This window comes from Cupriavidus laharis (assembly GCF_914271435.1).
Taxonomy (GTDB): Bacteria; Pseudomonadota; Gammaproteobacteria; order Burkholderiales; family Burkholderiaceae; genus Cupriavidus; species Cupriavidus laharis.
The window spans coordinates 152,811-175,689 of the sequence record NZ_CAJZAI010000008.1; the positions used below are offsets into that span (position 1 = coordinate 152,811).

General features: G+C 64.4%; 22 protein-coding genes. 7 read left to right on the forward strand and 15 right to left on the reverse strand.

What is annotated here, in order from left to right:
- Position 1 precedes the first annotated feature (1 nt).
- From wecB to LDO29_RS17355, 4 genes are all read right to left on the reverse strand, one after another.
- On the reverse strand, positions 2–1,129 hold the full coding sequence (wecB, locus tag LDO29_RS17340; protein WP_224081029.1) for a non-hydrolyzing UDP-N-acetylglucosamine 2-epimerase: 1,128 nt from the start codon (positions 1,127–1,129) through the stop codon (positions 2–4).
- A 1-nt stretch (position 1,130) separates the two neighbouring features.
- Positions 1,131–2,237: a UDP-2-acetamido-2,6-beta-L-arabino-hexul-4-ose reductase gene (gene wbjC / locus LDO29_RS17345; RefSeq protein ID WP_224081030.1), complete on the reverse strand. Its 1,107-nt coding sequence runs from the start codon at positions 2,235–2,237 to the stop codon at positions 1,131–1,133.
- Positions 2,234–3,274, reverse strand: coding sequence for a polysaccharide biosynthesis protein (locus tag LDO29_RS17350; protein WP_224081031.1), 1,041 nt, complete (start codon positions 3,272–3,274; stop codon positions 2,234–2,236). Before LDO29_RS17350 ends, wbjC begins: the two co-directional genes overlap by 4 nt.
- 305 nt (positions 3,275–3,579) lie before the next feature.
- Positions 3,580–5,616, reverse strand: coding sequence for a polysaccharide biosynthesis protein (locus tag LDO29_RS17355; RefSeq protein WP_224081032.1), 2,037 nt, complete (start codon positions 5,614–5,616; stop codon positions 3,580–3,582).
- 615 nt (positions 5,617–6,231) lie between these two features.
- On the opposite strand from LDO29_RS17355, the gene LDO29_RS17360 reads away from it, so the two are divergent.
- Together LDO29_RS17360 and LDO29_RS17365 are read left to right on the forward strand one after the other, a co-directional pair.
- Positions 6,232–7,425, forward strand: a complete 1,194-nt coding sequence (locus LDO29_RS17360) for a DegT/DnrJ/EryC1/StrS family aminotransferase (protein ID WP_224081033.1) — start codon at positions 6,232–6,234, stop codon at positions 7,423–7,425.
- A gap of 80 nt (positions 7,426–7,505) precedes the next feature.
- Positions 7,506–8,600, forward strand: coding sequence for a GNAT family N-acetyltransferase (locus tag LDO29_RS17365; RefSeq protein ID WP_224081034.1), 1,095 nt, complete (start codon positions 7,506–7,508; stop codon positions 8,598–8,600).
- A 29-nt stretch (positions 8,601–8,629) separates the two neighbouring features.
- Here the strand turns inward: LDO29_RS17365 and LDO29_RS17370 are convergent, their stop codons facing one another.
- From LDO29_RS17370 to LDO29_RS28220, 4 genes are all read right to left on the reverse strand, one after another.
- Positions 8,630–9,568 carry a glycosyltransferase family 2 protein gene (locus LDO29_RS17370; RefSeq protein WP_224081035.1) on the reverse strand — a complete coding sequence of 313 codons (939 nt, stop codon included), beginning with the start codon at positions 9,566–9,568 and terminating at the stop codon, positions 8,630–8,632.
- Positions 9,569–9,650: 82 nt separating this feature from the next.
- Complete coding sequence (locus LDO29_RS17375) at positions 9,651–10,595, reverse strand: helix-turn-helix transcriptional regulator (RefSeq protein ID WP_224081036.1); 945 nt, start codon at positions 10,593–10,595, stop codon at positions 9,651–9,653.
- A 684-nt stretch (positions 10,596–11,279) separates the two neighbouring features.
- On the reverse strand, positions 11,280–11,597 hold the full coding sequence (locus LDO29_RS17380) for a hypothetical protein (RefSeq protein WP_224081037.1): 318 nt from the start codon (positions 11,595–11,597) through the stop codon (positions 11,280–11,282).
- Between the two features lie 42 nt (positions 11,598–11,639).
- Positions 11,640–11,765 carry a hypothetical protein gene (locus LDO29_RS28220; RefSeq protein ID WP_041680323.1) on the reverse strand — a complete coding sequence of 42 codons (126 nt, stop codon included), beginning with the start codon at positions 11,763–11,765 and terminating at the stop codon, positions 11,640–11,642.
- A gap of 525 nt (positions 11,766–12,290) precedes the next feature.
- On the opposite strand from LDO29_RS28220, the gene LDO29_RS17385 reads away from it, so the two are divergent.
- On the forward strand, positions 12,291–12,434 hold the full coding sequence (locus LDO29_RS17385) for a hypothetical protein (protein ID WP_224081038.1): 144 nt from the start codon (positions 12,291–12,293) through the stop codon (positions 12,432–12,434).
- Positions 12,435–12,447: 13 nt separating this feature from the next.
- Here LDO29_RS17385 and LDO29_RS17390 read toward each other — a convergent pair whose 3' ends face one another.
- The gene (locus LDO29_RS17390; protein ID WP_224081039.1) at positions 12,448–13,668 is read right to left on the reverse strand and encodes a cyanate transporter; all 1,221 of its coding nucleotides are present in this window, start codon (positions 13,666–13,668) and stop codon (positions 12,448–12,450) included.
- A 16-nt stretch (positions 13,669–13,684) separates the two neighbouring features.
- Entirely contained in the window at positions 13,685–14,143 is a 459-nt protein-coding gene (locus LDO29_RS17395) for a nucleoside deaminase (RefSeq protein WP_224081040.1), read from the reverse strand.
- 161 nt (positions 14,144–14,304) lie between these two features.
- Here LDO29_RS17395 and LDO29_RS17400 point away from each other — a divergent pair, with 161 nt between their 5' ends.
- Positions 14,305–15,189 (forward strand): LysR family transcriptional regulator, encoded by an 885-nt coding sequence (locus LDO29_RS17400; RefSeq protein WP_224081041.1) that lies wholly within the window; start codon positions 14,305–14,307, stop codon positions 15,187–15,189.
- On the opposite strand, the gene LDO29_RS17405 is transcribed toward LDO29_RS17400, so the two are convergent.
- Positions 15,182–15,346 (reverse strand): hypothetical protein, encoded by a 165-nt coding sequence (locus LDO29_RS17405; RefSeq protein WP_224081042.1) that lies wholly within the window; start codon positions 15,344–15,346, stop codon positions 15,182–15,184. The two genes, LDO29_RS17400 and LDO29_RS17405, sit on opposite strands and share 8 nt — an antisense overlap.
- A 259-nt stretch (positions 15,347–15,605) precedes the next feature.
- Between LDO29_RS17405 and LDO29_RS17410 the strand changes: the two genes are divergently transcribed.
- Positions 15,606–16,295 carry a phosphoribosyltransferase gene (locus tag LDO29_RS17410; RefSeq protein ID WP_224081043.1) on the forward strand — a complete coding sequence of 230 codons (690 nt, stop codon included), beginning with the start codon at positions 15,606–15,608 and terminating at the stop codon, positions 16,293–16,295.
- 16 nt (positions 16,296–16,311) lie between these two features.
- On the opposite strand, the gene LDO29_RS17415 is transcribed toward LDO29_RS17410, so the two are convergent.
- The 4 genes from LDO29_RS17415 to LDO29_RS17430 form a co-directional block, all read right to left on the reverse strand.
- On the reverse strand, positions 16,312–16,818 hold the full coding sequence (locus LDO29_RS17415) for a LeuD/DmdB family oxidoreductase small subunit (protein ID WP_224081044.1): 507 nt from the start codon (positions 16,816–16,818) through the stop codon (positions 16,312–16,314).
- Between the two features lie 14 nt (positions 16,819–16,832).
- Positions 16,833–18,137, reverse strand: coding sequence for a 3-isopropylmalate dehydratase large subunit (locus LDO29_RS17420; protein ID WP_224081045.1), 1,305 nt, complete (start codon positions 18,135–18,137; stop codon positions 16,833–16,835).
- Positions 18,134–19,147 (reverse strand): tripartite tricarboxylate transporter substrate binding protein, encoded by a 1,014-nt coding sequence (locus LDO29_RS17425; RefSeq protein WP_224081046.1) that lies wholly within the window; start codon positions 19,145–19,147, stop codon positions 18,134–18,136. Before LDO29_RS17425 ends, LDO29_RS17420 begins: the two co-directional genes overlap by 4 nt.
- 116 nt (positions 19,148–19,263) lie before the next feature.
- Positions 19,264–20,046 carry a GntR family transcriptional regulator gene (locus tag LDO29_RS17430; protein WP_224081047.1) on the reverse strand — a complete coding sequence of 261 codons (783 nt, stop codon included), beginning with the start codon at positions 20,044–20,046 and terminating at the stop codon, positions 19,264–19,266.
- Positions 20,047–20,718: 672 nt separating this feature from the next.
- Between LDO29_RS17430 and LDO29_RS17435 the strand changes: the two genes are divergently transcribed.
- Both LDO29_RS17435 and LDO29_RS17440 read left to right on the forward strand, forming a co-directional pair.
- Positions 20,719–22,236 (forward strand): hypothetical protein, encoded by a 1,518-nt coding sequence (locus tag LDO29_RS17435; protein WP_224081048.1) that lies wholly within the window; start codon positions 20,719–20,721, stop codon positions 22,234–22,236.
- Between the two features lie 198 nt (positions 22,237–22,434).
- Entirely contained in the window at positions 22,435–22,872 is a 438-nt protein-coding gene (locus tag LDO29_RS17440; protein ID WP_224081049.1) for a hypothetical protein, read from the forward strand.
- Positions 22,873–22,879: the final 7 nt, after the last annotated feature.

Here is a 22,879-nt window from a genome sequence, read left to right on the forward strand (position 1 = left end):
TCTATTGCTTCCACACAGTCCGCATGACGTAGTCGGTGTAGCTGTGGATAATTCTGACGACCTTGTCGGATACGTTGTCAGCATCGTAGTCCCGGACTGCGTGCAGCAGCCGAGTCTTTCCCCTGGGCTGACACTTAAGCAAGGCCAGCCCCTGGAGCATCCGTTCCGTGCTGAGGCCGATCATCATCACGGCAGCTTCTTCCATGCCCTCAGGACGTTCATGGGCCTCACGAATGTTCAGTGCGGGGAAGTTCAGGATCGACGATTCCTCGGTAATCGTTCCACTATCCGACAGAACGGCGCGTGCCTCCGTTTGAAGACGCACGTAGTCCGTGAAGCTGAGCGGCTTCAGAAGTTGGATGCACGGATGGAAGGCGATGCCGAGAGCGTCTATACGCTTTCTTGTTCGTGGGTGAGTGGAGATGATGATGGGCAAGTTGTAGGTATCGGCCAGCGCGTTGAGCATGGCAACGAGGCGCATAACATTCACCTCCGAGTCAATGTTCTCCTCGCGGTGCGCGCTGACCACAAAGAATTCATTGCGGGTCAGTCCCAATCGCGTCAACACCTCGGATGCATCGATGCCACACCGATAAAAATTCAGGACCTCCCGCATCGGGCTTCCAACTTTAATTACCAGGTCAGGAGGCAGGCCTTCTCGCAGCAGATACTCGCGCGCTATGGCGCTGTATGTCAGATTCACATCGGCCGTATGATCGACAATCCTCCGGTTGATTTCTTCGGGGACGCGCTGGTCGAAGCAGCGGTTGCCGGCTTCCATGTGAAAGACCGGGATCTTGCGCCGTTTCGCTGGAAGGGCGGCCATGCAGCTGTTGGTGTCGCCCAGTATCAGCACGGCGTCCGGTCTGTTCTTCTCCAACACCAGATCCGTCTGGATAATGACATTACCGATCGTTGCACTGCTCGAGCCGCCAGCAGCGTTCAGGAATGCGTCGGGACGCCGGATACCGAGGTCATGAAAGAAGATATCGTTGAGTTCGTAGTCGTAGTTTTGTCCGGTGTGAACGAGCGTATGCTCCGTATGCTCGTCGAGCTTCGCAATGACGCACGACAACCGGATGATCTCCGGACGTGTCCCAACTACCGTCATCACCTTCAGTCGCGTCATGTCAGACCTTATGGCTGATTGTGTCTGGGCAGGTCCGGTCAAACAGCTCGTTGGCCCAAAGCATAACGACAAGCTCGTCGGAGCCGACGTTGGTGATGTCATGAGCCCAACCGGGGACAGTTTCCACAATGACAGGGTACTCGCCGCAGGTGTTCACCTCATGCACCTCGTCCGAAACGATATGCCTGAACGCGAAGCGGGCCTGGCCTTTCAATACCAGGAATTTTTCGGTTTTCGAATGGTGGTAGTGGCCTCCGCGAGTAACCCCGGGCTTGGCAGTGAAGAATGAAAACTGCCCGCAATCGGGGGTTTTCAGGACTTCGGCGAAGGTGCCACGTGGATCGCTGTACGCCGGAACGTCATAGGCGAAGCGGTCGGGAGGCAAATTGCTCATGTAGGTGGCATACAGGGCGCGGGTAAGCCCCGTGCCGACGCGCTTCGTAACCAACGTGCTGCGGCTATTTCGGAACGAGAGGACGAGATCTGCAATCTCCCCGACACTGATGGTGTATCGAGGTGCGACTTCCGGCGTCTCCCCGCACTCGCCCCGGCTATCCATCACCTGCAGCAATGTCCGCACGACATCATCGATGTAGACGAGCGTGAGCACATGCTGCGGGTCTGTGATATTGACAGGCAGATCGCGGGCGATGTTGTGGCAGAAGGTCGCGACAACCGAATTGTAGTTCGGCCGGCTCCATTTGCCGAAGACATTCGGCAGCCGCATGATGTAAACGTGCGCACCAGTCGCTTTGCCGTAGCCTTGCAGGACTTCCTCGGCGGCGTATTTGCTTTTTCCATAGGGATTGGCAAGCGCTGCCTGGCTGGAGGAGGTGTACAGGACCGGGACTGACTTGCCCGTACCCCGCAGGATCTCGCACAGCTGGCGGGTAAGTTCAACGTTGCCTTGCCAGAACTCGGCCGCGTTGGGGGGGCGGTTGACACCGGCCAAATGGAATACGAAGTCAAGACTACTCGCCAGGGCCGAAAGGGAGGCGACCGACGTCTGCCTCGTAAATGGAACGACCTCGATATCAGCACGCTCGCGCAGTGCAGTGATCAGATTCTTTCCGATAAAGCCGCCTGCACCGGTGACAAGGACCTTCATGCTGCCTCCACCAGTTTCGGAGCATGGTTCGCCAAGTATGTTCGAATGCTACTGAGTTTGAGGAGCAGGTCGCACATTCCGTCGACATTGAGCTGTTCCGTATTGTGAGAGTTGTAGTCGTCGCTGTGGGAAATGCGACGCTCGCCTTGCTCAACGTACTTCTCGTAGTTGAGGTTGCGCATATCCGGGGGGATACGGAAATAGTGCCCCTGGTCTACCGAACATGCCATCTCCTCGCGGCTCAGCAGTGTTTCGAACAGCTTCTCGCCGTGCCGAGTGCCAATGACTTGGATAGGATGCGATGGCCTGCTGAAGAGGCGCAGCATGGCTTGCGCCAGGATGGCTATGGTGGCAGCGGGGGCCTTCTGGACGAAGATGTCACCATTGGCGCCATGTTCGAAGGCGTGCAGCACGAGATCGACTGCGCCTTCCAGTGTCATCATGAAGCGGGTCATGGCTGTGTCGGTGACAGTCAGCGGCTTCCCGGACATCAGCTGGTCGATGAACAAGGGAATCACCGAGCCACGCGACCCCATTACATTGCCATAGCGCGTGCCACAAACGACAATTTGACTTGCATCGAGGTTCCTTGCTGCAGCAATCATTACCTTTTCCATCATTGCCTTGGAGATTCCCATGGCATTGATTGGATATACAGCCTTGTCGGTGCTCAGGCAGACCACCCGCTTGGCCCCGCAATCCACTGCAGCGCGAATGACGTTCTCGGTTCCGAGGATATTAGTCTTGACCGCTTCCAGCGGATGGAACTCGCAGGAGGGTACTTGCTTCAGCGCGGCAGCATGAAATACAAAATCGACACCAGTCATCGCGCTCGTAATGCTTCGGTAGTCACGAACATCGCCTAGATGGAACTTGAGCTTTGGATTCTGATATCGCTTCCGAAGATCGTCTTGCTTCTTCTCGTCCCGGCTGAAGATTCGAATCTCGCGAATGTCGGAATCGAGAAAGCGCTCCAGCACGGCATTCCCGAATGATCCCGTGCCTCCGGTAATAAGTAGGACTCCGCCAGCAAACATGTTTCCCCCGTTGCATTCTGTCAAGAGCTCACGATCGTTTCGGACCAGGATGATCACGATCCAGGTAAGGCAAGGCGATATGCCAATTGATTAGAGTTGCCACGCGCTGACGTTCGACCGGCGCGCTCTCCCTTCTTTCTTGGGAGTGTTAAATCCCCAACTATCAGAAGTATTGTGCGTGGGAGGGCGATTGCAATGCGACAACGTGTGTGAGCGAACGCTGCTTTCGCTTCCGCGGTCGGCACCTTGGATGTTGGCTTGCCGACGCCTCGCTTGAGTAGGATGGCTGTGCGCGGAAGCCAACTTCAGTTCGCCTCGCCTGAGTTTGACAAGCTTGCGTGGTTCAGGTCCGTCGCTCCTTCTGAGGGCATCAAGCGGCCGGATACCATTCCACGGAACGGGAATTGGAGCGATTGCGTTTCGTCTGGCCGTGTCAGTGCTGTCTCGTGGCGCGCGGATTCCAGCGAGCTGTACGGCGCATACTCAGGCACAAGGCTTTGCAAAGCGATCTGGATTTCCAACGGATCCCGTGTATCGCAGGCGGCGAGCAGGCGGTCGAGCTTCTTGCGCAACTCCGGTTCCTCGATGAACGGCTCATTCGAGCACAGAATGCGCTCGTGCCCGCTGGCTGTAACTTCTCCGCCAATCAGGAGCTCTTCAAATAGCTTTTCGCCTGGACGCAAACCGACAACCTTGATTTCGATTTCACCTGCAGGATTCTTGCGAGTCTTTTCGACTAAGCCGGACATCTCGATCATCGTGCGCGCCAAGTCGATGATTCGGATGGGCTTGCCCATGTCAAGGACGAAGACTTCCCCGCCCTTTGCCATTGCGCCAGCCTGAATCACCAGTTGCGCAGCTTCGGGAATTAGCATAAAGAAGCGGATGACGTCAGGATGCGTAATAGTGATTGGTCCGCCTTCCCGGATTTGCTTGCGAAAAAGGGGAACCACCGATCCTGACGACCCGAGTACATTGCCGAAACGCACCATCGAAAACACTGTGCGCGTGTTGGCGCGAGCGGCTGCGGCCTGGAAGGTGAGTTCTGCGACACGCTTGCTCGCACCCATGACATTGGTGGGCCGTACTGCCTTGTCGGTTGAGACCAGGACGCAGGTCTGCACACTGAAGTGATCGGCCAGGTTTGCCACAGTGGAGGATCCGAGGACGTTGTTCCGTATGCCTTCCGACATGTTTGCTTCCACGAGCGGTACATGTTTGTAGGCGGCTGCGTGGTATATGGTGTCGACCTGCTGGCCGCGCAAGGCGGCCGATACCGCAGAAGCGTCGCACACCGAGCCGATGCGGGCTGTTATCTGAAGGTCCGGGTAGCGCTGACTCAGTTCCTGTTCGATGGCGTAGACAGCGTATTCCGAATGGTCGAACAGGATGAGCTGCTGCGGTCCCTGGGAAGCGATCTGGCGGCACAGTTCCTTGCCGATGGAGCCTCCGGCGCCCGTCACCATCACGGTTTTCCGTTGTGTGCATTTCCCAAACAGATCTTCCCGCGGCGGCACGACATCGCGTCCCAAGAGGTCTTCCACGCTGACATCGCGGATGGATTGCACCGTGATCTTCCGGTCGACGAGTTCAAGTAGGGATGGCACAGTTCGCACACTGACAGAATAGCGATGCAGGCGGTCGATGAGCTGCCGGCGGCGCTCATTGGACAACGAGGGTACGGCAAGTACCACTTCATTGATGGCGTGCTCGGAAATCCGGTTGCGCATCTGGCTGCTGTGATAGACCGGCAGGTCGGCAAAGATGCTCTTGCTGAGCGCTATATCATCGTCAAAGAAGCAAACAGCTTTGTGGCTAAGGCTTGCGCGGACGGCAATGGCGAGCTGGAACCCGGCTTCGCCGGCGCCAAAAATGCCCACTCGAAGGACAGAGCGCTCGTCTTGAGTTTTCTGCTTTTGTTGAATACGTGTCAGCAGCGCGCGTGCGACGAAGCGCGAGATCACGACATACGCAAATGCGATGAACCAATAGATCAGCAGGCCGGTGCGAGGCAGCCTATCGAGATGCACAAGAAATGAAAGGGCATACGTCAGGCCAACCAGGCAGGCCAGGCTGGTACCAGTTGTCCACAAGACTCGGAGGTCGAAGTACCTGACGACGGTCCGATATAGTCCGCTCAGAGAGAAGATGGGAATCGTGCACGCGGCAATAATCAGCGGTGGCGTAATGCCGTACTGTACAAGCAAGTCGAAATTGCCGGCGCGAAGGAACAGCGCAAAGGCGAAGCACATCGGCAGTGCAAGCAGATCCGCTGAAAGCATCAGCGCGACTTTGCGTCGTCTCGGAAGTGCAATCAGCCACTGTGAGAGCAAATTTGTCATGTGACTGGATCTCCATGCACCATCATGGGCTGCTGAGGCATTGCCGTGATTAGACCGGTATCCCGAAACCACAACGCTGCGGCGAACGGGAAAAATTGCGCACAGTTCAGCATTGTCGCGAGGCTTCTTCTGTTGGAAAGCACGACCTCCAATCGGAGATTCTCATCCTTGCCTCGCGCTTTACCTTTCACCTCTGTCGGCGCTGCCGGATACTCGGACGAGGATCCCGATTGAAGTCATTATTGCTATTGCGGAGTGGCTCGCAATACGGCAGCGTGCGCTCGCGTACCAACAACGATGAATCGGGAGATGCATCAATCTTCATCGGCATTTGTCTCGGTCGAGTGATCTAGTCCACATGGCGGCCTTCACTTGATCCGGCAAGTTTGATTAGATGAAGGCGTCCACGTCGCGCTTGATGTGGCATCTCGCGCTCGCGATCCGGTCGGCCACGGGGTCGGGGCCCGAGCGGTAGCATCAACTTGCTTAGCCAAGGGCGGCTTTCAGCGGTTGACAATGCCGCTCCTGCCTTCGTTCCCGGCGGGTGGGATCCAAGGGCTGGCGGGCTCAATTGCGGCAGCGACTCCGACATTGATTGCTGACACGGATGACTCCATGCTAGATACCGAATTCTCACCTTGGCCGAGCTTTAGCATCGAAGAGGCGACTGCCGTACAGAATGTCCTCCTTTCGAATCGGGTGAACTACTGGACGGGAACCCAATGCCGCGAGTTCGAAAGGGAGTTCGCACATTGGTGCGGAGCCGCCCATGCCGTATCGCTCGCCAATGGCACGCTGGCACTGGACGTTGCATTGAGAGCCCTGAACATCGGGCCCGGCGATGACGTCATCGTGACACCGCGAACGTTCATCGCCAGCGTCTCCAGCGTGGTGAATGCGGGCGCCAGGCCGATCTTTGCGGATGTCGAGCCGGACAGTGGCAATCTGTCTGCTGAAACTATTCAGTTGGTGCTCACGTCGCGCACGCGTGCCATCGTCTGCGTGCACCTGGGCGGCCTGCCGTGCGACATGGATCCCATCGTGGCGCTTGCGCGCCAGCACGGCATCAAGGTCATCGAAGACTGTGCGCAGGCGCACGGGGCGAAGTACAGGGACCGTGCCGTTGGCAGCATTGGCGACGTGGGGGCGTGGTCGTTCTGCCAGGACAAGATCATGACTACCGGCGGCGAGGGCGGAATGGTCACAACGAACGACCGTGATCTGTGGTCGCGCATGTGGTCGTTCAAGGATCACGGCAAGAGCTGGGAGGCGATCTATGAACGCGAGCATCCTCCGGGGTTCCGCTGGGTGCACGACTCGTTTGGTACGAACTGGCGCATGATGGAAGTGCAGGCCGCAATCGGCCGCATCCAGCTCGGCCGGATGGTGCACTGGAATGCTCGCCGTACCGGGCATGCTGCAATCCTGACCGAAGCCTTGCGTTCATGCGCGGCGTTGAGGCTGCCTGCTTGTCCGCCCCATATGCAGCACGCGTGGTACAAGTTCTATGCATTCGTTCGCCCCGAGACGCTGCGCGACGGATGGACGAGGGACCGGATCGTGGCGGAGATCCAGGCCAGCGGGGTACCGTGTTATGCCGGCAGCTGTTCCGAGGTGTATCTTGAAAGGGCGTTTGACGGCACAGGGTTCCGGCCCGCGCACAGGCTTCCTGTTGCGAAGGAGCTTGGAGAAACCAGCATCATGCTTCTGGTGCATCCCACACTGACGGATGGCCAGATTCGCGAGACGGCCGACGTCGTCCGGCGTGTCGCTGCGCGGGCTGCCGCCGAGGAGGCCGTGAGCCAGTGACAGTGCCGATGCCGGCAAACCGTGTCGCGAAGACGACGAAGTCATAATGGCAGATCGCATCACGGGGCACAGGCCGGCCTGTGCAGAGCGCCATGGTAATTTGCGGTGCGTACGTATCGCGACTGGACTTCCGGGGGGGAGACGTGATCCAAATCAGCTTTCTCGATCCATCAGCACCGGAGTGGACGTCGGTGTTGGACCGATGCGCGCATGACTGTTATCACAGGCCCGGCTGGATGCGGGCAGCGGAGATCGGCGACAACGGGCGTGCCTGCGCGATCTACGCGACGACCGGGAGCCATGAACTGCTGGTTCCGTTCATACGCAGGGCGCTGCCCTCTGGCGAGTGGGACGCCGTTTCTCCATACGGTTATGGCGGCCCCCTGGTCAGCGAGCTGACTCCGGCCGGCTTTCAGGAGGCTGCGATGCATGCCGCGGTCGAGGCGCTTCGTGACGCAGGGTGTATAGCGTGGTTTATCCGGCTGCATCCCATGCTCAATGCTGACTGGCGATGTTCCGTCGGCAATATTGTCGAGCATGGCCCAATTGTCTCGATCGACCTGACGAAGACAGAGGCGCAGCACTGGAGCGAAACCGTCCATGGCCATCGCAGCGACATCTCCAAAGCGCGGCGCGCAGGTGTCGAGGTGCGGATCGACAGCGATCTTGCCGCGCTTGCGCGCTTTGTCGAGCTTTACTGGCAGTCGATGGACAGGCTTCGCGCTTCCGACTACTACTACTTCGACAAGCGGTACTTCGAGACGCTGCGCCGGGAAGCGAGCGGCAGCCTGCGGTTGTTCATCGCCGAGGAACGCGGATGCATGATCGGCGGCGCACTCGTGTCGCTGGCAAAGTCATCAGGCATTCTGCAGGGCCACCTGTGCGCGGTGGACAGCCGCCATCTGCATTATCAGCCACTGAAGATGCTGATCCATGCCCAGCGCGAATGGGGCCGTGCGCACGGATACAAGCGGCTGAACCTGGGCGGCGGCCGCGGACGTGGCGGCCAGTCGGAGGATTCCCTGTACAAGTTCAAACGCGGCTTTTCGCCGGACACGCATATGTTCCGCACGCAGCGGCTGATCGTCAATCCGCAGCGCTATGTCACGCTATGCGGCGGCAATGCCGGCGTGCTGCTTGAACGGGACGGATTCTTCCCCGCCTATCGCAGGTGACGGCGGGGCTGTTCCGGCACGATGGCGCACTAGGCGGCAGAGCGCGGCAACCCGGGAGTGCCGCCCTGCCGATCCGGCGACTCGACGGATTCCGCGTTCAGCAGCAGCAAGAACTTTTGCGTCGTGGCAGCGAAGGCCGGGAGGCCGGCTCTGCCGGTGCCCCGGCAGTTGCGCCACAGGTTGTGCGGCAAGGCGATCAGCACGAACAGCGCTGCCCGGAATGGCTGGTGCTTGCCGCGGCGGTAGGACCGGAAGGCGGTGTAGATGCGCGAGGCGTCGTCGTCGGGACTATCGTGCGTCGCGCATGCGGTATCCACTCGTGAAGCACGGTTGACAGCGCTCGGCATCAGCTCGATCCGGTGGCCGTGTTCGTGCACGGAGCGATTGGCGAGATCGATGATGTCATAGCCGTCCGCGAGATGTTCGTGAAAGCAGGTGCTGTCGAACAGCCGGCGCGGAAACACCGTGCTGGCAAGGATGACCGACTGCAGCCGTTCGCCAGACCTGTACTCCAGCGACGGATACCCGAGGTACGCACACTTGCGCGGCTTGATGCAGCGTCCCTGGCATGCTTCGACTCCCGTCAATATCAACGGCGCCACCATCTCCCCCACCTGTGCCCGGCGGATAAAGTCATCCGCGATCCGCTCGGCCATCTGCTGCAGGAACGTTTCGCCAAGCAGCGTCATGTCGTCGAGGAACAGCACGTGCGAGCCGGTCGCGGCACGCACGAGCCGGTTGCGGTTCGCCGCCGGCGTGCGCCTGGGCCCTTCGAGATACGGGATCGCGGCATACGATTCCCGCATCATCTGCCGCGTGTTGTAGTTGCTGCTGTCGTCGGACACCAGTATCTCGTGCGGCGGCATCGTGGATTCGAAAACCGACTGCAGCGTTTGCCGCAGGCCGTCCGGATTGTCGCGCGTGCAGATGCACACGGAAAACGTGGGCAGGAAAGTGCTGGCTGGCATGGCTGACCCCCTCGGTCCCCGGCATGGCCCGGGGCAGCGCCGGCCCGTCTTGTCTTGCGGGTCGCGGCGCTGGTACTGGCGTTCAGATCGTCGGGCTGGCGGCCTCGTAGACGGCCGCTTCGCTGTGGCGCGCGACCACGGGGCGCATGCTGCTGTCCCGCGTCACACGCTCGTCGCCACTTACCCATTCCAGCGTGGCGCCACGCTGCAAGGCGGCGTAGACGGCCTCGCCCTTGTTGCGCACCTTGAGGCGCTGGTAGAGCGTGCAGGCGTGGCTCTTTACCGTGGCCACGGAGATGTTCAGCATGCGGCTGACGGTCTTGATCGGATAGCCGCGTGCCAGCAGCACCAGCACTTCGTACTGGCGCGGTGTGATCTTGAGCATCTCGGCTTCGTCGTAGCTCGGTTCGGCCTCCGCGGTTGGTTCGGTCGCGCGCGCGCTGCCGGACAGCGGCAGGCCGGGCTTGAGGCCGGTCAGGTCGCGTACGGCAACGCTGCTGCGCACCGCGCTGCGCGGCGCACTGGCGCAGGTGGCCAGCGAAAGCTGCTCGGGCTGCGCCGCGGCAGGTAGTGGCGCGGCGGACGCGAGCGATTGCGTGACGGGCAGGGCCGGGCGCGATGCCGACGGCATGGTGCCGGTCTCGGCGCTGAACAGCAGGCCTTGCACGGCGGAAACCGCGAGCCGGATGGCGGCCTCGATGACCGCCAGCGATGCCGATTTGGGCAGGCATCCACAGACACCGCGCGCGCTGTCCGCGTCAGGCATGTGCAGCGGCAATTGATCGGCCAGGACCAGAATGCGCTGGGGCGACAGCAGCTCGCGTGCGACCTGCAGCTGCGCCCACCCGATGCGTGTGTCGGCCGGCATGCCAAAGACCAGCAGGTCTGCGTTGTGCGGCACATTGTCGTGTCGCCCGAGCTCGTCAGGCGCGAGCGCGGCGACGTGACCGGAATCCTGGATGTTCTCGAGCATCTGCAGCAGCCCGAGACGGAGCAGAGGATGCTCCTCGATCAGCAAGGCATTCATGTTTCACTCCCCGTTACTCGGGAGGGAATGCGGGTGCTTTGCGTGTGGGGAGACATTGCACGGCAAGCGGACGCGTGCTGCGGCCCGCTGACTGCCCTGACCCCCGTGCTTCCATGTCCGGCCTGTTCCGTTTTCTGCTCGGAACTTGTCGGCGGCTGGAAGATGACCCGAACCCGAACCCGAAAGTTTCTCGCTCCTAAATCGGCTTAAAACCATCTTATGGGGTGGTGGTATGGATTGCAAGCAGGGCTAGTCGATGTCGGGTGGAGGTGGGAATGAACCGGATTTCATAATACCTACCGAAAATCCCGCGAATTGGCAGGGAAATGTCGCGAGAACGCCATCTTGGCGAGGATGGGCAACCGTATCACGACTGAGACATCACTTTGCGGAATGGTTTCAGAGTTGAAACCGATTTGATTATTCCGGGGTTTGCCGTGTCGATTTTATAACCCCTTCGGGGGGTAAAAGAAAATCGACAGTCATTCGATGACGCAATTATGAAACGGCCTTCGTTGACAGTGTTTCTCAATAACTGCGACGCTTGATGCCCATGCTAGGACACGCGATCTAGTGCTTCTGGATGAGTGGGAATTGCCACCTCGGGATGAGGCCGGAGCAGCGTGCGGCACAGCGGCTCCGGCGGCTTGCCACCGACCTGGCGGGCCAGGTCGGCAGCCTGTGTCAGCGGGCCCAGTAGCCTGGTCGCATGACCCAACCGCGCGGGCTTTTCACCCAGCGGTCGGGCACGTAGCGGTATCCGGGCCGCTGCGCCTGCCAGTAGCCGGCGCGCCAGTCATAGTGGCCGCCACGGGCGACCCAGTGGCCGGGTACCCACCCCTGGCCCGGCCGTGCTGGCGGGCGCGACTCGTGGCGCGGCGGTGGCGGTGGGTGGCCATAAGCGTAGGCGGCGGGACCGTCGTGGGCTTGGGCGGGGCTGAGCAGGCCGAAGGTGCCTCCGGCGGCGAGGACGGCTGCGGCGAGAAGGAGCTGGCGTTTCATCGTGGTTCTCCTGGTGTCTGGTTGACGGACAGGCGGTATCTATCAATAGCGGTCGTGGTAGTAGTGGTAGCGGGGCGGCGGGCCGCCGCGCGGCGGTACCACAATGCAGGCGGAAAGCAATGCTGCGGTGGTGGACAGCAGCACGGCCAGGCAGAGGGCGCGTTTCATGTCGGGCTCCGGATCGTTCGCGTTGAACACGGCTTCAATGTAGCGACGCCGCCCCGCGCTGCGTGCTTGCACTTGTAAGCCTGTCTCACATGACGCATGCGCTGCGCGGCGTCATGGACTGCTTCATGGCGTTGCCGGCAAAGCCTTGTCGCACAAGGGTTTGCCGGCAACGTGCGGGCCAGGCCCAAGTGGCCGCCGTGTCCATGTCAGGGGTAATGTGGCGTTACATCGGAAATAAATCTCGCAAAGCATTCGGCAGGTGCGCCCTGCGGCAAAGCCGGCGTACCGCCGTGGCGGCAGTACAGGGGTACGCAGAATTGGGTACGCGAGGCTCATTCGCGCTTCACGTTGGCGCAGCCTTTCCCCGGTCCGGTGCCGCGTATTGCCGGTGCGGCATCCGGACGGTGTGGCACGAAGCTTGCACGGCTTGCAGTGTTCCCGGGAAGTTGTCTACCTTTGCCTCGGGGACCGGTGCGCCAGGCCTGCGGGCCGCGCCGGCCCCGGGCAACCATGCAGGGAGGCGCCATGCCTGTCATGCTCGTCGTGCTGGCCCTGCGCATCGTGCAGGGGCTGACGCCCGCGGCGGGCGCGCTGTTCGCGCTACCGCCCTCCATCGAGCCCGATCCGGCTGATGTCAGCGCGGTGGTCGAGGGGGCCATGCCGCGCTGAGTGGCGCGGCCGGCTACGCCGGGCGGGCCGTGGCGCCAGTCATGGACCTGGCGTAGCGCGCAGGGTCCAGGCGCATGGTGAGCGCGGCCACGAACGCCACGCAGCCCAGGTGGTACCACCATCCCGCCAGGAAATCGCCGGTGCGCGAATGCAGCGCAGCGGTGATCCACGGCGCCAGCGACGCCAGCAGGAAGCCGCCGCCCTGCATCAGCGCACTCAGTGCGCCCGCGCTGTCCGGGTCCGGCAGGTGGTCAAGGGCCACTACCAGGTACAGCGCGAAGCAGCCGCCCAGTCCCGCGCCGCCGATGGTCGCCCAGGCATAAGGCGACCATTCGGGCCACAGGGCCAGGCCGGCAAAGCCCGCGGCCTGCATGGCCAGTGCCGCTGCCATCCACGCGCGGCGGTCTTGACGGCTCGCAGCCAGGGTGGGCAGCATCAGCGCGGCGGCGGCCTGGGCAACCGCCATCACGGCCACCAGGCTACCGCTGCGCGCCACGCTCCAGCCGTGCTGCTGGTAGAAGGGCGCCAGCCATGCCACGAGGGAGGCATAGCCGCCGTTCATCACGCCGAAGCAGGCCATCAGCATCCACGTGCGGCGGCGGCGCAGAAGCTGGCCGGCAGGCCGGTGCGCGGCGCGCGCAGCCGGTGTCGTCACGGCTGGGGCTGGCAGGGCCCGCCAGGCAAGGCCAAGCGCCGCCGCGGCCGGCAGTGCCCACCAGGCCAGGCCTTGCTGCCACGAACCGGACAGATCCGAGATCAGCGGGGCAAGTTGCGCACCCAGCGCGCCACCGCCCATCAGCGCGGCCGAATACAGGCCCATCACCGGGGCCACGCGCCGCGGGAATTCCTGCTTGATGATGCCGGGACAGGCTGCCTGCACCACGGCCACGCCAAGACCGCACAGGGTCGCGGTGGCGACCAGCAGCGCGCTGTCCGTCGCCAGTGCGCGCAGGGCCGACCCCATGCCAAGCAAGGCCAGCGCGCCCAGCACCGCGCGGCGCACGCCAAGCCGCTGGCGGATGGCCGGTGCCGCAAAGGCGCCGACGCCCATCAGCAGCATGGGCAGCAGCGTCAGCCACGCCATGCCTTCGTAGTCCAGCCCGGTGCCGGCGCGAATGGTGGCGGCCAGTGGCCCGACGGCGGTCAGGAACGGCCGCAGGTTCAGACCAATCGCCACGACCGCGGCCAGGATCAGCCAGCGCGGCGCCGCGCGGTGCGAAACGTCGTATTGCATGCCTTCAGGAATGCCTTCAGCCGCGAGGCTGGCGTGAGCCGTAAAGCTGCGCCGCAGAGATGTCCACGGGCACCCGTTGCAGCGGCAGCGGCGGCGGCACCAGCGGCAGGCGCAGGGCCCGGTAGGCGGCTTCGCTCGACAGGCCATAGGGGGCCGCGTCGTCGTTGTCGAAGGCGTAGTAGACGGCCTGCACGCCGGCCATGGTCATCGCTGCCAGGCACATCGGGCACGGATGTCCGCTGGCGTAGACCACGCTGCCGTGCAGGTCCGGTGTGCCAAGCTTGCGGGCCGCCGCGCGCACGGCTTCCATCTCGGCATGGGTGGTGGGGTCGTGGCTGTGGACGATGTCGTTGACGCCTGTGGCTACGGCTTCGCCGTCGATGGCCAGTACCGCGCCGAAGGGGCGGCCGCCGCGGCCCAGGTTGGCCAGGGCCAGGTCGACCGCCTCGCGCATGAGTTGTTCGTGGGTTGCCATAGCGTAGTTAAAGTAAGTGCCGGCTTACTGCATGGCGTGTTGCGCAGGCGCCATGCGGCAAACGGCAGGACAGGGAGAGCCGCCAATCTACGCCCAGGCTTGGCGATTGGGAAATTAAATGATGAAATCACTGGCAGTGGAAAATCAAATACCTGATCGCCGTGCATGACGCCCGCCTGGATCCCGCCCTGTTGCAGAGCTTTGTCGCCGTAGCCGAAAGTGGCAGCTTCACCCGCGCGGCGCAGCGCGTGCACCTGACCCAGTCGACCGTCAGCCAGCAGGTGCGGCGGCTGGAGGAGCAACTCGGCTGTGCGCTGCTGGACCGGGGTGGCCGCTACGTCACTACCACGCCCGAGGGCGAGCGGCTGCTGGGCTATGCGCGGCGCTTGCAACAGTTGATGGCGGAAGCGGTGGAACAGGTGCGCCAGACCTCAGGCCAGGGCGAGATCCGGCTGGGCGTACCTGAAGATTTCGCGGCCCAGCCGCTGACTGCGGTATTGGCCGGATTTGCGGATACCTGGCCCGGTATCCGGCTGGAGGTGACCAGCGGGCTCAGTCACGATCTCTGGCAGCGCTTCCAGGACGGCGAACTGGACCTGGCACTGGTCAAGCAGCGTGTCGGCCATGCCGCCGGGGTGGCGTGCTGGCCCGAGCCGCTCGCATGGATTGACAGCCGCACGCGCCCGGCCATGGCGCGCGACCCGGTGCCGCTGGTGGCGTTTCCGAGCGGTGGCCTTTACCGGGGCGAGATGACGCACGCGCTCGACGCCAGCGGGCGCCGCTGGCGCATCGGCTTCGTCAGCGCCAGCCTGGCCAGTATCAGCGCGGCCGTGGCCGATGGCCTCGGCATCAGCCTGCTGCCGCGCCGGCTGGCGTCGGAAGCGCATCGCCTGCTTGACGACCAGTCATGGCTTGGCGCCGTGCCGGCCATCGAACTGACGCTGCACGCCCAGCCGGAGCCGTCCGCCGCCGCCCGCGACATGATGGGGCGCCTGGTTGCGCTGTGCGACCAGGCCATGGGCGTGAACGCGACGCCGCTCAGCTGAAGAATTCGCGGAAATATCGCGTGCAGTTGCCGGCCTGCCGGAAGGTATAGGGCAGTTCGGCCATGGCGGCCGCTTCGAGCGAGCCGAACGGAATGTCCAGGTCATTGTCCTGGCGGGAGATGTCTTGTTCGTTGCTGATAGGGTGCTGCAAAGTCATGTCAGGCTCACTGGTACTGCGGCCGAGCCGGCCGCCTCGTCGATCCTGGCGGGGTTGCCGCCCGACAAGCATCCTAGCCGGTCCGGCCGCGGCGGTCAGCCTGCCGCAGTGCAACACACTGTTGCCGTATTGCGTTCAATGCGAAGCCGGTCCATGCCGGCGGAGCGGGATGCCGGGGACGGACTATAGTGGCTGAGGGGTTCCGGCCCAGCCCCATGCGCCGGCCACGCCGACCATCCCCAACCTGCAGGAGCGCGCCATGTCCATGCCGCCGAGCTTTGCCGACCGACGTGAGGCCGGCCTGTACCTGGGGCGCCACCTGGCCGAACTCGGGGTCGGCCAGCCGCGCGATGGCATGCCCGCGCTGGTGCTGGCGCTGCCGCGCGGAGGCGTGCCGGTCGCGTTCGAGGTCGCGCGCGCCATCGGCGCGCGGCTCGACGTGCTGCTGGTGCGCAAGATCGGCGCGCCGGGCTACCCCGAACTGGCGCTGGGCGCGGTGGTGGAGGGCGATGCCGGGCGTGAGCCGCATACCGTGGTCAATGACGATCCGTGGGTGCAGCGCGCCGTGGAAAGCGGAGCCTTCGATGCCGAGCGCGGGCGCCAGCTTAACGAGATCGTGCGGCGCCAGCAGCGTTACCGTGGCGGCGCGCCGTTGCCGCGCCTGGCGGGGCGCACGGTGATCGTCGTCGACGATGGCGTGGCGACCGGAGCCACGATGCGCGCCGCGCTCGAAGGCGTGCGCATGGCGGGTGCCGCGGAGGTGATTGCCGCCGTGCCCGTGGGGGCCACCGATGGCCTGGCCAGCCTGGAAGCCGCCGCTGACCGGATCATCTGCCTGAACACGCCGGCGAACTTCGGAGCGGTGGGTGCCTTCTACCTGAACTTTGCCCAGACCAGCGACGACGAAGCCCTGGCGCTGCTGCGCGACGCGGCGACTTGGCCAGTGTGAGCGCCGGTGAGGCGCGTCAACGGCGGGCCAGCCTGGATTTCAGGTGTGGGATCAGCCCGCCTGCACTCAGGATCTCGCGCAGGAACGCCGGCACCGGCTCGCAGGCGACGGTGGTGCCATCGCCCAGTTGCAGGACGGCATTCTCCAGATCCAGCGTGGCTGCCGCGCCATCCGCCAGGCGGCTGGTGTCGGGGCATACCAGCACCGGCAGGCCGAGATTGATGGCATTGCGGTAGAACAGCCCGCCAAACGACGGCGCCACCACGGCCCGTACACCCAGATGGCGCAGCGCCTGCGGCGCCTGCTCGCGCGAAGATCCGATGCCGAAGTTGGTGCCCGCTACCAGCACATCGCCCGGGCGTACCTGACTCGGGAATTCGGGGCGCAGGCTTTCCAGGCAATGCGCGGCCAGGACTTCCGGCGCCGCTTTCATCAATATCGCCGGAGCCATGGCGTCGGTGTCGATGTTGTCGCCAAAGCGCCAGATGCGGCTTGGGGATGCGGGAACGGAAGGCTCGGTCATGCGGAAAACCTGGTTCAGAGCAGGGTGCGGGGGTCGGTAATGCGCCCGGTCACGGCGCTGGCCGCCACCGTCAGCGGCGATGCCAGCCACACCGCGCTGCCGGCATCGCCCATGCGGCCGGAGAAATTGCGCGCGGTCGAGGCAATGGCCCGGCTGCCGGCGGGAAAGCGCGCGGCGCCATAGCCGGCGCAGGCACCGCAGGCATTCGGGAGCAGTTCGGCGCCGGCTTCGGCCAGGACGGCGAGCGTGCCCTCGCGCTGCGCCTGCTGCTGGTCGCGCACCGAAGCGGGCGCCACCTGCAGGCTTATGCCCGGGGCCACGCGCCGGCCGCGCAGCACCTGCGCGGCCATGCGCAGGTCGTCCAGCTTTGCGCCGGTGCAGGCGCCAAGGTAGGCAATCTGTACGGCTTCGCCGGCAGCCTGGTCCACCGGCGCACTGTTGGCCGGCGAATGCGGGGCGGCCACCTGCGGTGCCAGGGCGCCGGCATCGAAGACATGGCTGGCCAGCAGCGGTGCGCCGGCATCGCTGCGCCAGTGTGCGAGGTCGATGTCCGCCAGGGTCTGGGCCGGTACGCCTGCCACGGCGAGCCAGTCCAACGTGACGGCATCGGGTGCCACCAGCCCGGTCTGCGCGCCAAGTTCGGCGCTCATATTGGCCAGCGTCATGCGTTCCTGCATGGAAAGCGCCGCCACGGCGTTGCCGGCGTACTCGATGGCTTCATAGCGGCCGCCGCCGAGGCCCAGCCGCGCGCACAGGAACAGCACCATGTCCTTGGCGCAGACCCCGGGCACAAGCGTGCCGTCCCATTGCAGCCGGATGGTCTGCGGCACGCGCAGCCAGATTTCGCCCGTGGCCAGCACGCCGGCCATCTCCGTGGCGCCTACGCCGAACATGTAGGCGCCGAACGCACCGCCGGTGGGGCTGTGGCTGTCGCCGCCGACGATCAACCGGCCGGGCAGCACGTGGCCGTGCTCGGGCAGCACGACGTGGCAGATGCCTTCACCGTCGATCAGGTGCGCGCCACTGCGGCGCGTCCAGTCGCGCGTGAAGTGCAGGATCGCCTCGGTAGCCGGATCGCTGGCCGGCACGAAATGGTCGGTCACGACCACGTAGCGCGACGGGTCCCACACGGTTGTGCCAAGGGCGTCCAGCAAGGGTGCGACGCGGCGCGGGCCGCTGGAGTCGTGCGACATCGCAAGGTCGACCCGGCACATTGCCAGCGAACCGGGTTCGGCATGCGCCAGCCCGGCGGCGCGTGCCACCAGCTTCTGGGCGAGCGTTGCCGGACGGGGGCGCGCGGATACAACGGCCACGCTCATTCCGTCGAGGCTCCCGAGTACTTCACCACCGCGGCCCAGCGTTTCACGTCCTGCCTCACGAATGCGGCGAACGATTCCGGCGTAGTGCCCAGCGGCTGAGCGCCGTCTGCCTCCAGCCGCTTGCGCACGGCCGGCGCTTCCAGGCCCTTGTGGGCGGCATGGTAGAGGGCCTGCGTCACGTCCGCCGGCAGCCCGGCCGGTCCGAACAGGCCAAACCAGGCGCTGGATTCGAACCCCTTGACGGTGGCGCCGATCGGCGCCGCGCCGGGAAACTGCGGCAGCGGCGCGGCGCTGGTCACGCCCAGCACCTTGAGCTTGCCCGCCCGCACATGGGGCAGGACATTGAGCGTGCTCGCAAACATCAGGTCGCACTGCCCGGCAAGCAGGTCAGTGATGGCCGGCGCGGTGCCCTTGTACGGAATGTTCACGATATAGGTGTGGGTCATCATCTTGAACATGTCGCCGGCCAGATGCACCGATGAACCGACCGAGCCAATGGCGAAGTTCAGCTTGCCTGGCCGCGAGCGCGCCAGGCGGATCAGTTCGGGCACGTTGTTGGCGGGCAGCCGCGGGTTTGCCACGAGCACGCTGGGCACCGTGGCCACCAGCGTGACGGGTGTGAAGTCCTGCACCGGATCGAAGGGCAGCTTCTTGTAGAGCGTGGCGTTGATGGTGTGGCTGGTGAAGCTCATCAGCAGCGTGGCCCCATCGGGCGTGCTCCTGGCAACCAGGTCGGCCGCGATGTTGCCACCGGCGCCGGGGCGGTTCTCGACCACGACGGGCTGCCCCAGCTCCTGGGACATTTCCTGCGCGATCGTGCGGGCCAGCGTGTCCGTGGTGCCGCCGGCCGGTGCGCCTACCAGGATGCGGATGGTCTTGCCGCCGGCGATCTGCGCATAGGCAGCCAGCGGAACCGCGCAGAATGCCAGCGCGCAGGCGCTGGCGGCGCTGCGCAGCCAGGCGCCTGGTGAACGTCTGCGGGTCGGCGTGCACGGACGGGACAACGGCATGACGGCACCTCCTTGCGAAAAGTGATCACGAGTGCGCAGTATCGCCCGGGATCGCGCCGCGTAGGGCCATCCCCTTGGCGTGGCAGGGCGGTTGAACTGCCTGGCGGTGGTCCGGCTCAGTCGCGCAGGCCGGGGCGGGTTTCGTTTTCCACCCAGACGTTGGCGCTGTCGACCCCGGCAGGGGACAGCTCCATGCGGTATTCGTAGCGGTCCGGCCGGTACTGGCCGAGCAGGAACTGGACGGGGCGGCCGTTGCTGTCCTTGACCACGCGGCGCACCGCCAGCAAGGCGCCGCCGACCGGCACGTCGAGCAGCGGGGCGACTACCACATCCGCGAGGCGCGCCGACAGGGTCTGGCTGGCGCGGCCAAGCCGCACGCCGCTGCTTTCCAGCAGGCGCAGCACCGGCTGTTCTTCGAGCGCCTTGCGCGTGATCGTGCGGCCCAGTTCGGCGGGCAGGTAGACCGTGATATGCGAGAGAGGCCGGTTGCGGTAGTGGCGCACGCGGACGATCTTCACCACCGGATCACCTGGCGCGAGGTCGAGCGCCTCGGCCACTTCCGGCGTGGCGTGGACCTCGTCGATCGAGATCACCTTCACCGCCGTCTTCTGGCCCATGTCGATGATGTTGTCGAGCAGGCTGGCGCTGCGCTCTTCGGTCGTCGCCGCCGGCTTGACCGGATGCGGGTTGACGAATGTCCCCAGTCCGCGGTGGCGGCGAACCAGCCCTTCCTGGACCAGCCGGTCGAACACCCGCCGCATGGTCACCCGCGAAGCGTGGAATTGTTTGGCCAGGTCAATTTCGCCCGGCAGCGGTCCTTGGCCAAAGCGGCCCTCGACGATCTGCTGACGCAGTACCACGTAAATCTGGTGATACAGGGGAACGACGGCTTCGCTCATGGTTTCGCTTGCGGGGACATGACAAGTCTGTAATGCCTCTAATGTACTGTAAATCAGACATAAGTCCTAGCCCGACGGTGCAATGAGGGGATTTCGGCACAGCGGCGGCGGGCAATTTGTTGCAACTGTGCACCTGGGCCTGGCAAGCCCGGATCCCGGAGAGCGAGGGAACCCGCAATGTCTGTCCTGCGCCGCTGCCACCGGGCTTTGCAGCATGCGACCCCAAGGCAATATCTGATGTGCGTCGTCCCCGGAAAGAACTACCGGCCTGTGCATCGCCGGGCACCCTGTTTCAGCGCCGATACGCACTCAGGCGCATCAGGCATTCCCGGGGCATTTCGCTAACTCATTGAAAAATAGGGGGTTCTACCAATGTGCGAAAACGCACCTAGCAGGCAGGCGGGAGTCCGTGTCACAGCGGTGTGACATGTCGCTTGCGATGCACTGCGGCGAAGGTGGGGAAGACCGTTCACGGCGTCCGAAAGTTCCCGGGAAATGTCTGGCAAGGCCTTGTCCCGCAAGGGATTGCGATTTCGAGTGGCGAAGCTGGCACCGATTATGCGCATGGGGAGTCTGGTTTGGCACGGTGCCGGACCTAACCTCCAGCCATCGCTCGGGATGAGCGTTGGGCGGGGGCTGAGCCGCTGTATGAAATTCTCCTGGGAGCTTCGTATGAAAAAGACCTTAATTGCGTCAGCCATCGCCCTGGCGTTTGGTGGGCAGGCTTGGGCAAATCCGACCAACAACAACGAAAAAGTCTGGGACGGCGACAACAACCAGAGTGCCACTGCAACCTCGACTCAGAGTGGTAGTGGTGCCGCGGCGAATGAGAACTCGACGGCTGTCCAGGCGAATGGCAACACCAAGACCGACACCAAGACCACCTCTGTCTCAGTCTCAAAGTCGTCCACTAAGACATCGACCAAGACTATCCTCCACGCTCATCAGGACGTGGACGGCTATGGCAATGCGGCCGCCGCCAACGGCGGTACGGCTACCGCGAACTTCTCTAACTCGTTCAACACCAGCAAGGCGATTGCCATCAGCAAGCTGACCGGGACGGTATCCGGCAACAGCATCGCTCCGATGGGCAATTGGGCCACTAACAATGGCAACGCCAATGGCGCAGCGGGCGGCAAGGGCGGCGCTGGCTATGGCGGTACTGGCGGAGTCGGTAACGGCGGTAACGGCGGCAACGGCGGCAACGGCGGCAACGGCGGCTCCGGCGGCAGTGCCCTCAATGGCAGCGCTTCCAATGGTAGCGCCACCAATGGCAGCGCAAACGCCGGCAATGGCGGCGCGGGCGGCAAGGCGATTGGCTGGGCTGGCGATGGTGGCAGCGCCAAGGCCTATGGCGGCGACGCGTACAGCGCGGCTGGCAGCAAGGGCGGCAGCGGTGGCGGTGCCTACGGCTCGGGCGGCGGTGCTCTGAGCGCTTCACTCGGCGCGGGTGGCCGCGGTGGCGGTGCTGGCGCGATCGGTGGTGGCGCCCTGGGTGCCAGCGGTGCGCTGGGCGGTCTGGCCGGCTCGGCTGGCGGCGCGGGTGGCGGCAGTGGCACGGCCAATGGTTCGGGTGCTGACACGACTGGTAATGGCGGTGCGGGCGGCTCAGCTGGCTCGTCGAGCGCTACCGGTACGGCCGGCGCAGCCAGCGCCACGGGCGGTGCGGCCGGTGCGGCCGGCGGTGCGGGTGGCGCTGGAACCGCGACGGCAGGTGCTACTGGCGGTGCCGGCAGCGGCACCGGTGGTGCTGGTGGCGCAGGCGGCGCGGCGACCTCGACAGCGACGGGCGGCGGTGCCGGCAGCACTGGCGGCGCTGGTGGCTCGCAGGCCAGCATTGGCGGCGCCGGCGGCGCTGGCGGTTCAGCCAGCAACGGCAGCGCTTCGAGCTCGGCGTCCAACGGCAGCGCCACGGCCGGCAACGGTGCGGCGGGTGCCGTGGGTGCGACCGGCGGCGCCGGCGGTACCGGCAATGGCGGTGCCGGCGGCACCGGCAACGGTGCGGTCGGCGGAGCCGGAGGCAACGGTGGCTACGTCACGGTCAGTGCCGGCACGTTCAGCATGCAGAACGTCATGACCAGCGTGGGTCAGACGGCGGCGGGCATCATGGTCGCCAACCAGAACCTTGGCGCAGCATCGCTGGTGCAACAAAGCGTCAACGTGCAGGCAAATCTGACAGTAGGCAAGTGAGGCGCGCACGGCGCCCCCGGACCGCCCTCTTTGCAATAGGGTGCGGCCGGGCGGCGCCGGTGCGGGGCTTCAGGCCTGCAAGAGGGGGTATCCCGTGTGCAGTCCGCATCCGGGATGCCTGCCTGGCGTAGCAGTCTGTAAGTTCCGCCGCGGCTGGCCGGATGGGGCCGGGCGCGGCGGGCAACAAGGAGACGCACCATGCGACCGATTCGCATTGCTGTCACCACGCTGGCGACAGCATTCCTTGCCTGGCCGTACATGCAGGCCCACGCGGATCCCGCTGCGGGCGATGTCGCCGTGGCAGCGCCGGTCGCCGCAGTGGGTAGCGGGACAGCGGCCGACGAGGGTAAGGCAGGAGGGGCAACGCGGGCAACAAGCAATCCGTTCGGCGCGACAGTGGCGGCAGTCGCAAGCGATAAGCTGGACGGGGTGCGCGGTGGGGCAGATCTGGTGGTCAATGACATGCGCCTGCACGGAACGGTGGCGGACAATGCCGCGATTGGCACGTATTCCGGCAGCAATATCGTCACGGATGGCGCGTTCGCCAATGCTGCAGGCATTCCGACCGCGATCCAGAACACGGGCAACAACGTGCTGATCCAGAACGCGACCATCGTCAACGTCCAGTTCAAGTGATCAAGTG

What these genes read in the sequence shown, in the direction of transcription:
- LDO29_RS17395 (WP_224081040.1), bottom strand. Translation starts at nt 14,143, where the DNA reads ATGGCAACCCACGAACAACTCATGCGCGAGGCGGTCGACCTGGCCCTG.
- wecB (WP_224081029.1), bottom strand. Translation starts at nt 1,129, where the DNA reads ATGACGCGACTGAAGGTGATGACGGTAGTTGGGACACGTCCGGAGATC.
- LDO29_RS17380 (WP_224081037.1), bottom strand. Translation starts at nt 11,597, where the DNA reads ATGAAACGCCAGCTCCTTCTCGCCGCAGCCGTCCTCGCCGCCGGAGGC.
- LDO29_RS17440 (WP_224081049.1), top strand. Translation starts at nt 22,435, where the DNA reads ATGCGACCGATTCGCATTGCTGTCACCACGCTGGCGACAGCATTCCTT.
- LDO29_RS28220 (WP_041680323.1), bottom strand. Translation starts at nt 11,765, where the DNA reads ATGAAACGCGCCCTCTGCCTGGCCGTGCTGCTGTCCACCACCGCAGCA.
- LDO29_RS17410 (WP_224081043.1), top strand. Translation starts at nt 15,606, where the DNA reads ATGTCCATGCCGCCGAGCTTTGCCGACCGACGTGAGGCCGGCCTGTAC.
- LDO29_RS17355 (WP_224081032.1), bottom strand. Translation starts at nt 5,616, where the DNA reads ATGACAAATTTGCTCTCACAGTGGCTGATTGCACTTCCGAGACGACGC.
- LDO29_RS17385 (WP_224081038.1), top strand. Translation starts at nt 12,291, where the DNA reads ATGCCTGTCATGCTCGTCGTGCTGGCCCTGCGCATCGTGCAGGGGCTG.
- LDO29_RS17425 (WP_224081046.1), bottom strand. Translation starts at nt 19,147, where the DNA reads ATGCCGTTGTCCCGTCCGTGCACGCCGACCCGCAGACGTTCACCAGGC.
- LDO29_RS17370 (WP_224081035.1), bottom strand. Translation starts at nt 9,568, where the DNA reads ATGCCAGCCAGCACTTTCCTGCCCACGTTTTCCGTGTGCATCTGCACG.
- LDO29_RS17435 (WP_224081048.1), top strand. Translation starts at nt 20,719, where the DNA reads ATGAAAAAGACCTTAATTGCGTCAGCCATCGCCCTGGCGTTTGGTGGG.
- wbjC (WP_224081030.1), bottom strand. Translation starts at nt 2,237, where the DNA reads ATGAAGGTCCTTGTCACCGGTGCAGGCGGCTTTATCGGAAAGAATCTG.
- LDO29_RS17405 (WP_224081042.1), bottom strand. Translation starts at nt 15,346, where the DNA reads ATGACTTTGCAGCACCCTATCAGCAACGAACAAGACATCTCCCGCCAG.
- LDO29_RS17350 (WP_224081031.1), bottom strand. Translation starts at nt 3,274, where the DNA reads ATGTTTGCTGGCGGAGTCCTACTTATTACCGGAGGCACGGGATCATTC.
- LDO29_RS17415 (WP_224081044.1), bottom strand. Translation starts at nt 16,818, where the DNA reads ATGACCGAGCCTTCCGTTCCCGCATCCCCAAGCCGCATCTGGCGCTTT.
- LDO29_RS17360 (WP_224081033.1), top strand. Translation starts at nt 6,232, where the DNA reads ATGCTAGATACCGAATTCTCACCTTGGCCGAGCTTTAGCATCGAAGAG.
- LDO29_RS17390 (WP_224081039.1), bottom strand. Translation starts at nt 13,668, where the DNA reads ATGCAATACGACGTTTCGCACCGCGCGGCGCCGCGCTGGCTGATCCTG.
- LDO29_RS17375 (WP_224081036.1), bottom strand. Translation starts at nt 10,595, where the DNA reads ATGAATGCCTTGCTGATCGAGGAGCATCCTCTGCTCCGTCTCGGGCTG.
- LDO29_RS17420 (WP_224081045.1), bottom strand. Translation starts at nt 18,137, where the DNA reads ATGAGCGTGGCCGTTGTATCCGCGCGCCCCCGTCCGGCAACGCTCGCC.
- LDO29_RS17430 (WP_224081047.1), bottom strand. Translation starts at nt 20,046, where the DNA reads ATGAGCGAAGCCGTCGTTCCCCTGTATCACCAGATTTACGTGGTACTG.